This is a genomic window from Rhodococcus sp. KB6, from assembly GCF_001445685.1.
Classification (GTDB): Bacteria; Actinomycetota; Actinomycetes; order Mycobacteriales; family Mycobacteriaceae; genus Rhodococcus_F; species Rhodococcus_F qingshengii.
The window spans coordinates 1-403 of the sequence record NZ_LNAK01000077.1 but is presented as its reverse complement, the minus strand read 5'-3'; the positions used below and the strand labels follow the sequence as shown (position 1 = coordinate 403).

The 403-nt window shown below is 53.8% G+C and carries 1 rRNA gene; it reads left to right on the top strand.

What is annotated here, in order from left to right:
* Positions 1 to 403 (top strand): 23S ribosomal RNA (locus ASU23_RS12220); the annotation flags it as partial.

The following is a 403-nucleotide window of genomic DNA, read 5'->3' as shown; positions in this document are numbered from 1 at the left end:
GGCCAACAGTAAGAAATCACAGGGTTAGTGGAAGTGGTCTGGAACGGCCTGTCGTAGAGGGTGAGAATCCCGTACACGAAAACTTTGTGACTGTTGTAATGGAAACCCAAGTAGCACCGGGCCCGTGAAATCTGGTGTGAATCTGTCGGGACCACCCGATAAGCCTGAATACTCCCTGGTGACCGATAGCGGACTAGTACCGTGAGGGAAAGGTGAAAAGTACCCCGGGAGGGGAGTGAAATAGTACCTGAAACCGTGCGCTTACAATCCGTCAGAGCCTTCGAGCAGTTTACTGCTGGGGGTGATGGCGTGCCTTTTGAAGAATGAGCCTGCGAGTTAGTGGCATGTCGCGAGGTTAACCCGTGTGGGGTAGCCGTAGCGAAAGCGAGTCCGAATAGGGCGA